Here is a 9081-nt window from a genome sequence, read left to right on the forward strand (position 1 = left end):
TGTTAGGATCAGGTTTTTTGTCTCTATGGCTGGAAATAGCTAGGGTGCAGGTCAGGCCTTTAGATGCCTTGGGTGTATTGGCTTGGGAAGGTAGCACCAGCTTGATTCTTGTCCCTGATCCTAGTCCAGCAGGCGCTCTAACAGTTCAAGAATATCTTAAAGGTTTAATTACATCAAAATTAATTGACCAAAGTCTGATTTCCCATCAAGGTATTTGGTTGCAGTCTGGTCCAATGCTGATAGCTAATCATCAAGGTACTATACCTTTACCGGCTGCTTCTTTAACCAAGGTTGCTACTTCGTTAGTAGCTTTGAAAGCTTGGGGTCCAAATCACCAATTTGAGACTTTAGTTAGTAGCACAGGACCTTTAGTAAATGGTGTTGTGCAGGGTGATTTGGTGATCACGGGAAGTGGTGATCCGATGTTTGTGTGGGAAGAGGCGATCGCCTTGGGAAATACTCTCAATCAAATGGGTATTAAACAGGTAAAGGGCAATTTGGTGATTACTGGGGCTTTTGCAATGAATTTCCAACGTCATCCCCTGCTTGCCGGTCAATTATTTAAACAAGCACTAAATCATCAAACTTGGTCTCGTTCTGTGGTTTTCCAATACTCGCTTATGCCCAAGGGAACGGCTAAACCCCAGGTGAAGATTGCTGGTAATATTAAAGTAGAAGCTCAACCGCAAGTAGGAAAAACTTTACTGGTACGTCATCTTTCTTTACCTGTGCAAAAACTGATTAAGGAAATGAATATTTTCAGCAATAACGATATTGCGGAAATGTTAGCTGATTCTGTAGGAGGAGCAAATGTAGTTAGTAGCACAGCCGCTCAACTAGCTAGAGTCTCGAAGTCAGAAATTCTCCTGATTAATGGTTCTGGTTTGGGTAGGGAAAACCGCATTTCTCCCAGAGCAGTTAGCGCCATGTTTATGGCATTGCAACGAGAAGCAAATACCTATGAGTTGACGTTAGCTGATTTTTTTCCTACATCTGGGTTTGATCACCGAGGTACAATACATTCTCGACAGATGCCAAAAGCAACTGTGATGAAAACTGGGACCCTCAGTGATGTAAGTGCTTTGGCTGGAGTTGTACCTACACGCGATCGCGGTTTGGTCTGGTTTACTATCATCAATCGTGGCGGAAATATCTCGGCTTTCCGGGCTGAACAAGATAAACTTTTACGACTTTTAGAAAAAGAATTAGCAGTTTCTACGGAAATTCCTGCCACCCTCACACCTCATTTAGATAACTCCTCACCAAAATTTGGTACAGGTAATCGCAATAAGATTTTGTATAAAAGTTAAGGTAAGAAGTAGGGGCGCAGGGCCTGCGCCCAGTCATTGGTGATTGGTGATTGGTGATTGGTAAGAATTATTTCCCCTGCTCCCCTGCTCCCCTGCTCCCCTGCCCCCTGCCTCTTATCTACCTTCCTGGGGGATAATTTCCGTTACTACTCTGCGTCCAGTAGAATTACCACCTTTAACGACTATATTTTCTGTTTCTAAATTACCAACGGCTGTTTCCCCTTTAAAAGTTAATTTTGGTTCAATTTGACGATAGACTACATTTCCTTGAGCTTCTAACAATTTTTTATCTAAATACCAAGTGATTTGATTTGATTTTAAAGACTGACGACGTTGCCCAATTGCATTAACATTACCAGTTAGATATACAGTGTTTGTTGGTATTTGCATCCTTCCTTGATTAGCAGTAACAGTGACATTTTCAGCACTTTGAAATATACGAATGGGAGAATTTGTGGTGATAATTTCTTTGTTAAGATTCCAGGTTATTGAGTTACTAGTAATTTGCATTTTTTGAGCTATTAACTCTAATTGTGCCTGTGGTTGAAGAGTTGCAATTTGAGTTTTTAAGTTAATTTCGGCGGCATTGCCTTTACTGCGTCCAGTGATTTTATTATTTTCGTATTTATCTATTTGAATCGGGCGATCGCTAAATAATTTCTCCTCTTTAATTTGCCACATTAAACGCTCAGTCCGCATTTGCAACTGTGGTTCTGTGGATTTTGCTACTACTCCTCCTGAAAATTCTACTCTTTGTTCACGAGTTTTTACCTTAGCTTCTTGGGCTACTGCTTGTAATTGTTTGTGGCTACCATTTAACTGATTGCGAACAATCAATAAATCTTCTTGAGGTCGCCATTCTAACTCATTACCCTTCAAGACAATACCATTACTGGGATCAGTAGCAATAATCTTACCTTGAAGAAACAGTTGCTTACCATCTTGTCTAATGTCAGCTTTTTCTGCTTTAATTTGGTAAACAACCTTGCCATCTTGATAGAGTTCTCCTTCAGGACTTTCTGCTTCACCTATTTGTTTATCTGTAGTGTATTTTGCTTGTTTGGCTTTAACTTTCCAAATTGGCCTACCTACTTCATCAAATTGTTCTAAAGCCACACCAAAAAAAGTTAACTTAGTTTCATCATCTTCTGGAGATGAAACATCAGTTTTTGATTCGGTAGGGGATGGATTACCGCAAGAGAACAAACTTAAACTTAAGCACAATATCAATGGTAGGTAAACCCAACTTTTTGGTAATTTAAACTGTAACGATGAATAGAAATAGGGAGAATAATTTTTACTTCCCCTCTGACATTTTGAACTTTGTCTTCCATTCTCCCTGTCTTGTGAATATTGCATTATTCAGGAATTTCTAGATGTCTATTGCTATCTCTGGGATCTTCTAAAAAACCCATACTAGAAAATGGCCGATATGGATAACTTTGACGAGGAGTTTTTTGGATATCCTCTTTAATAGCTTCTAAATCAATATAGCGATCGCTCACGTTAATTAAACTATCACTAGTCATAGAACGTAAACTTACTACTTCTACTCTCACACCACGATAGCTCACAGAATTGACCGCATAAGCTAAATCACCATCACCGCTGACTAAAACTGCGGTATCATAGGAATCAACTAAAGCCATCATATCAACAGCGATTTCTACATCTAAGTTAGCTTTTTTAGAACCATCTGGTAGTTGCACCAAATCCTTAGCAATCACTCGATAACCATTCCGACGCATCCATAACAAAAAGCCCTGTTGCTTCTCGTTTGTTCGATCTACTCCTGTGTAGAAAAAAGATCGTAATAGTCTTGATCCTCCAGTCAATCGGCACAATAACTTAGTATAATCAATTTCGATTCCTAGTTGTAGTGCCGCATAAAATAAGTTTGAGCCATCAATAAAGATAGCCACTCGACCCCGATTTTCCAAAACCTGTTCTGGCGTAAATATTGAGTCGTTTTCCAAATTATTCAACATTGTTGTCATACCTTGTGTTGTTATCCCTGTTATGATAGAAATCTCTAACTACAAACTTGTTAGAATTGCTTATGATAAGTCTCCGGGGCTAATAGACTCCTGAGTTATACATCAGCAGCCCAACAGCATTGATTTTTCTACTCCCTTTACTGGCAATAAGTCGTAAATAAAGCCCCGAATCGTTTTCCTTGCAGGAATTAGCAGTTCCCAGAATTAATCATGATTGGGTTATTTCTATCCGCTTGAAAACCGGTTTAGGTGTCCCCAACTGTTGTTTATCGGATAATATCCCCCATGTTGCATGAGTACAAAAAGGTGCGGAAATTGCACTTTCTTTTTGTTCATTAAAGTTTATTCCCCAGCCTAATTGCTGATAAATATCACTGCTGATATTAGGAATAATAGGTGATAGAAGATAAGCTGCTAATCTGACGGATTCAAGAACTGCATATAACACTTCTTCCACTTCTTCCTGCTTTCCTTGTTTATATAATGACCAAGGAGCTTGATCATCAATAAATTTATTACTAGCTTGTACCAGCGATAAAACATAGTGGCAGGCTTCATTGAAAGCTAATACTGTATATGCTTGTTTCACCTTTTCCCCCAACTGTAACCCCATCACCTTTAAAGGATTTTCAGCCGGAATAGCTGACTGGGTAATTGACGGTACTTGACTAGCGCAGTATTTCTTCACCATGTTTAAAGTGCGGTTTAACAAATTACCTAAATCATTCGCTAAATCTGCATTCAAAACATTAATGAACCTAATTTCATTAAAATCGCCATCTTTGCCAAATTCGATTTCCTTAAGGAAGTAATAACGAACGGCATCACTACCATAATTTTCCACTAAAGCGATAGGATCTAGAGTATTACCTGAAGTTTTCCCCATTTTTTGACCGTCTTTAGTTAAAAAACCATGTCCAAATACTCTGTCTGGTAAAGGTAAACCCGCTGACATCAACATTGCTGGCCAGTAAACCGCATGAAATCGTAAAATATCTTTACCAATCAAGTGCAGGTTAATCGGCCACCATGTCTGTAAAGCATTGGCTAAAGTTGGTTCTACATCTGGTTCTAGCAGTGCTGTCACATAACCCAGCAAAGCATCAAACCATACATATAATGTATGTTTAGGATCAACGGGTACGGGAAAACCCCAATCCAGATTTACCCGCGAAATTGAGAAATCCTGTAAACCTTGAGCAACAAAATTGAAAACTTCATTCCGGCGGCTAATCGGTTGGATAAAATCTGGGTGGGTTTGGTAAAATTCCTCTAGCTGGGTTTGATACTTAGATAAGCGGAAGAAATAGTTCTGCTCATCTCGCCACTCTACTTGTTTGGTAGTATGAATGGGACAATGTTTATCTGCGAGTAAATCCCGTTCTTCCTTAAATTCTTCACAGGAAACGCAGTACCAACCCTGTTGTTGTCCTTGGTAGATGTCACCAGTTTCCCAAACGCGCTGAAAAAATTCTTTGACGATCGCTTGGTGACGGGTTGCAGTAGTCCGACTAAAGCGATCGTATTGAATATCTAGTACATCCCACAAGTGGATAAAACTAGGGACAATTCCATCACAAAAATCTTGTGGTGCTTTACCTAAACTGGCTGCTGAACGCTCGATTTTTTGACCGTGTTCATCTGTACCTGTAATTAGTAGCACTTGATCTCCCTGTAAGCGTTTGAACCGAGCTACTACATCTGCCGCTATAGTTGTATAAGCACTGCCAATATGGGGGACATCATTGACATAGTATAATGGTGTCGTCAGTGCAAAAGTCTTTTCTGTTTTATTCACTAGATTCATGGACAATAAAAGCAAATTATTAATTAGTTTTCTCTGTTAATAATCTAGATTATCTAGACAAAACTACGCAATTATATAACATTGCTACTGTTTTTTTCAAATTACACCTTGATGGTAACAAATTTATAGAGGCAAGATTTTTTTGATGACTTCTATAAATCCACCTGATTTATTGTCAAATCAGAGAAATTTGTTGCTAATAATCATGGTAAAACCTGTTTCTTTCATTGATAGTCTCAGAGAATACACTAACCCAAACTCTATAAATATCCCTATTTATATGGATATGATTCAACATCTAAAATTCTCCAATTCATAATTAACAAGACTTTTCGTTCCCAATACTTGTCGGTTAAGGGGGAAAGATGAAAGGAAAAAGAGGAGGATAAACCTTTACTCTTTAACTTTTTCCCAAACCGACTTCATAATTACCAATTCTTAAACGAGCCGGATGGTGTTCGTTTCAATCTTGAGTATTTTCCGAACTTATCAAGAAAGAATTTAGAATTAAGTTCTGTATGAACGGGAAATTTATCAATGCTTTATATATGGCAATCCTCTTTAATTTAAGTTCATAAATCGTTGCGGAATGCTATATTATTTGCAATGCCAATGTGACACTATTGCCAGCTAGGAGGATTTGACGCTTTCACATACTTATATATGATGAATACAAATCGCCATAAATTCTGTAATCATGGTTTCAGAGTCGGTTATTTTTTATCTGGAAAGGTTGATTTTAGGAAAGAGGAAAAAGTCCAAAATTATCCCCTAATTCCCATCTGGATAACGGAAACGGTAAAGTTAAAGATAGAATAGATCAATAAAAATAAGCAAAATGCCAGTAGTTGACTCTAAGCCTTGTTTTTTAATTCCAAACCCTGTACAATCAGATTCTCCCTTATTTATATATTTACCAGGAATGGATGGGACTGGTAAATTATTGCAATCTCAAATGCCTGAATTGGCAATGGATTTAGATATTCGTTGTTTGGCTATACCTAAGGACTATCTTGCTACTTGGGATGTTTTAGCCAAGAATGTTTTAGACTTGATTCATGCCGAATTGGAACAAAGCTGTCAACGCCAAATCTACCTATGTGGTGAATCTTTTGGTGGTTGTTTAGCGATGAAAGTAGCAACCCAATCACCGCATTTATTTAAACGCATTATCCTCATTAATCCTGCTTCGGCTTTTCAGCATCACCCTTGGTTTAATTGGATATCTCAAGTTACTCACTTTGTCCCATCATTATTATTTAATGTTGGTGCATTAGGTTTATTACCATTCCTAGCATCACTAGAACGAATTTCTAAGAGCGATCGCCTGATCCTGCTCACAACAATGCGTTCTATACCACCAGAAACTATCAACTGGCGGTTATCATTATTACGAGATTTCCAAATTGATAAAAAGCAATTACAAAGCCTCACACAGCCGGTTCTATTAATTGGTAGTGGTAGCGATCGCTTATTACCTTCTGTTAGTGAAATCGCCAGATTAGCGGAGATTCTACCAAATACGAAAACGTTTATCTTACCAAATAGCGGTCATGCTTGTTTGTTAGAGACAGATGTAAACTTGTATCAAATCCTGAAAGAGAACGATTTTTTAGGGTGTAATCTACCAACAACTTCCCAATTTGCTACAAAAATTATAGAAGGCCAACAAATTGATTTGTCAGCCTCTGAAGTGAATAGTATCGCTGTTTCCAGAATGTTTACCAAAGGTGTTCCTAGAGGATGATAATAAGAAATGTCAACAATTTTGAACATTCTTAGATCAAAAACACCAATCTGAAGTTCCGTCATAGTTTCAGGTTGTTACCTATGGGCTTTCAGATTTCCTGGATGATTCTGTAAAACGCGTTTACCTTTTGTAGATGAATACTCAGTATCTTTAGAAGTTTGCATAGACTGCTTGACAAGAGTAGCTAGTTCTTCTAACTGATTAATTGCTTCTGCACCCTCTAATTTCATTAATTCCCGATCATCACGCATTTCTGTCCACGTAATTCCATAATCCGATACCAGAAAGCGAATTAGATGATTGTCTCCTAAACTCACCATAAAAGATGCGCTATTCATCTGATTGCCGCAAGTATAGCAGGAAGCAAGATAACCATGCCGTTCTAGTACAATCGCCAAGGCTTGTAGGTTCATTACCAAATCTTGTACGAATTGTCTGTGTTCATTTGCCAATCTCAAAAACACTTTTGTCCTCCAGACACCACAGTCATTTGAGTTTATTTTATATTTTCTTTAGATTCTCTCACAAACTTGTATTGTATAATGTAAAACACAATTTTTATTTGCTTGTGAGTTCGTTAATGACCTTGTTCAGGTTAGTAGATAACGATTTTTTAAGCGGTATCAAACCATGCAATTTTACAAGCACTTAGAGTAGACAGAGTTACTAAAATTTACATTTTTGCCACTGCTATCTATACAAAATCGTACTTAATAAAATTAAGACGTTTCGTTTTCAGCCTAACTTAAATCCACTGATAGTCAAGTTCGCTAAAGCTGTATATTGTACCATCACAGATGATGTACAGCCGACTTGAGATGATTTATTAACTCTAACGTCTATTTTCGTTGCTTATATTTTTCTCCATTTCAAATAAACCTCAAATCATATTACATAGACTGAGATTAACACAAGTGTTGATTATACTTAATTAAATGTTCGCTCAAATACATAAATCCATACAAATTATCAAATCTTCTTCCCTGATATAGCAGAATTCACTGAGTCAGATGGAAAACTAGCCTGATATTTGATAGCAGAATGTAGCATATTTTGATTCTCAGTTGCGAGGGGATTTAATCATATCTATCTTTTTTAGATTTAATCACTTCAATGACATTATCATGATCTTGACCACCAATAATATCTTTTAAATGAATTTTGCCTTCAATATACTGTAAATGAATTCGCCAACCAGATATTTTATCAATATCAGCCCGATAGATAGCTTGTTTAATACCTGTGACTTTATGCAATCTAGTTTTAGGAAAATTTCTAGTTCTGTGACATTCATTGTCTTCTAATTCTGCCAAAGCTTGAAGAAAATGAACTTTCAACTCTGTTGGTAAAACCTTCATTGCTTCATAAATAACGCCATATTCATCTAACAGCGGTTTAATTTGTGCCATTGGCAAGAATAACAGCTTCTAATTCTTGATTTTCTTCTACTGTAAAATCTTGATAAATTAACTCAGCTACAGCGTTATATGCTTTTTGAGCATCTTCTAATTTAACTAATCTGAATAAAGTAATCACTGTACAATCAAAGATTGGATCATCGTCAATAGTTAAAATTACTCTTTGAATATCATTGATTTTCAAGGCATATATAGTTGAATCATAGGAGTGATTGAGTTTGATATTTCTGAGTTGTTCGCTACTTTGATAAAATAACATCTTATCCAATGATAATGTTTCAAAATACCGATTCATCTCTTTAATAACTTTAAATTTTTCCGTATCATTAAATTGTTCTAAATCTTTTTCAAAGTCTTTTGTCGAATCAATGAGTATATCCACAGTTTGAACTCCTGAGTCGAAATTATGCGGTTGTGTATTACTGTAAATTTAACTTTAGATATACAGGCAATATGAGAATTCTGATATAATAGAATAATTCGATTATATTGTTAGTTAACTTTTTTGACAAGATCAACAACTATTGTATGTTTACATCTGACACAGATTAGTTTATTCGTATACAAGAAATAATAATTCCCGGCGTACTGCCAGTTTAGGCATATATGAGTGGCATTTGTGAGACAATTTCTGTGTTGAATTAAAAATAATTATTTAATCTGTCAGTAACCCAGCCCTAAAGGGACTGGGCTTGCAAGAGTAATCAAGTAAGCCGTGCTGACCAGACCACCCTGAGTTTACTCTCACGGTAGCCGTTATTTGAGTCACGACACCCTGTGGATGCGTAGCTAGTCCCCT

At 37.0% G+C, this 9081-nt stretch carries 8 protein-coding genes; 2 read left to right on the top strand and 6 right to left on the bottom strand.

What is annotated here, in order from left to right; all coding sequences use genetic code 11:
- Window positions 1-1310, top strand: a 1310-nt coding sequence (locus FJR38_RS01260; RefSeq protein ID WP_168534960.1) for a D-alanyl-D-alanine carboxypeptidase, incomplete at its 5' end; no start/stop codon positions are given.
- A gap of 114 nt (window positions 1311-1424) precedes the next feature.
- Here the strand turns inward: FJR38_RS01260 and lptC are convergent.
- From lptC to metG, 3 genes are all read right to left on the bottom strand, one after another.
- On the bottom strand, window positions 1425-2669 hold the full coding sequence (lptC, locus tag FJR38_RS01265) for an LPS export ABC transporter periplasmic protein LptC (RefSeq protein WP_168493365.1): 1245 nt from the start codon (window positions 2667-2669) through the stop codon (window positions 1425-1427).
- Window positions 2669-3298, bottom strand: a complete 630-nt coding sequence (locus FJR38_RS01270) for an NYN domain-containing protein (RefSeq protein WP_168493364.1) — start codon at window positions 3296-3298, stop codon at window positions 2669-2671. Before FJR38_RS01270 ends, lptC begins: the two co-directional genes overlap by 1 nt.
- Window positions 3299-3515: 217 nt before the next feature.
- Window positions 3516-5114 carry a methionine--tRNA ligase gene (metG, locus tag FJR38_RS01275; RefSeq protein ID WP_168493363.1) on the bottom strand — a complete coding sequence of 533 codons (1599 nt, stop codon included), beginning with the start codon at window positions 5112-5114 and terminating at the stop codon, window positions 3516-3518.
- Window positions 5115-5952: 838 nt separating this feature from the next.
- On the opposite strand from metG, the gene FJR38_RS01280 reads away from it, so the two are divergent.
- Window positions 5953-6861 (top strand): alpha/beta fold hydrolase, encoded by a 909-nt coding sequence (locus FJR38_RS01280; protein WP_168534962.1) that lies wholly within the window; start codon window positions 5953-5955, stop codon window positions 6859-6861.
- A gap of 77 nt (window positions 6862-6938) precedes the next feature.
- Here FJR38_RS01280 and FJR38_RS01285 read toward each other — a convergent pair whose 3' ends face one another.
- From FJR38_RS01285 to FJR38_RS01295, 3 genes are all read right to left on the bottom strand, one after another.
- Complete coding sequence (locus tag FJR38_RS01285; RefSeq protein ID WP_168493361.1) at window positions 6939-7328, bottom strand: DUF1815 family protein; 390 nt, start codon at window positions 7326-7328, stop codon at window positions 6939-6941.
- A gap of 612 nt (window positions 7329-7940) precedes the next feature.
- On the bottom strand, window positions 7941-8273 hold the full coding sequence (locus FJR38_RS01290) for a hypothetical protein (RefSeq protein WP_168493360.1): 333 nt from the start codon (window positions 8271-8273) through the stop codon (window positions 7941-7943).
- Window positions 8260-8664, bottom strand: a complete 405-nt coding sequence (locus FJR38_RS01295) for a hypothetical protein (protein ID WP_168493359.1) — start codon at window positions 8662-8664, stop codon at window positions 8260-8262. Before FJR38_RS01295 ends, FJR38_RS01290 begins: the two co-directional genes overlap by 14 nt.
- Window positions 8665-9081 lie beyond the last annotated feature (417 nt).

This window comes from Anabaena sp. UHCC 0253, from assembly GCF_009712085.1.
In the GTDB taxonomy this organism is placed as follows: Bacteria; Cyanobacteriota; Cyanobacteriia; order Cyanobacteriales; family Nostocaceae; genus Dolichospermum.

Excerpts from the sequence above, each read along its gene's own strand:
- FJR38_RS01290 (WP_168493360.1), bottom strand. The coding sequence starts at position 8,273 with ATGGCACAAATTAAACCGCTGTTAGATGAATATGGCGTTATTTATGAA.
- metG (WP_168493363.1), bottom strand. The coding sequence starts at position 5,114 with ATGAATCTAGTGAATAAAACAGAAAAGACTTTTGCACTGACGACACCA.
- FJR38_RS01270 (WP_168493364.1), bottom strand. The coding sequence starts at position 3,298 with ATGTTGAATAATTTGGAAAACGACTCAATATTTACGCCAGAACAGGTT.
- lptC (WP_168493365.1), bottom strand. The coding sequence starts at position 2,669 with ATGCAATATTCACAAGACAGGGAGAATGGAAGACAAAGTTCAAAATGT.
- FJR38_RS01280 (WP_168534962.1), top strand. The coding sequence starts at position 5,953 with ATGCCAGTAGTTGACTCTAAGCCTTGTTTTTTAATTCCAAACCCTGTA.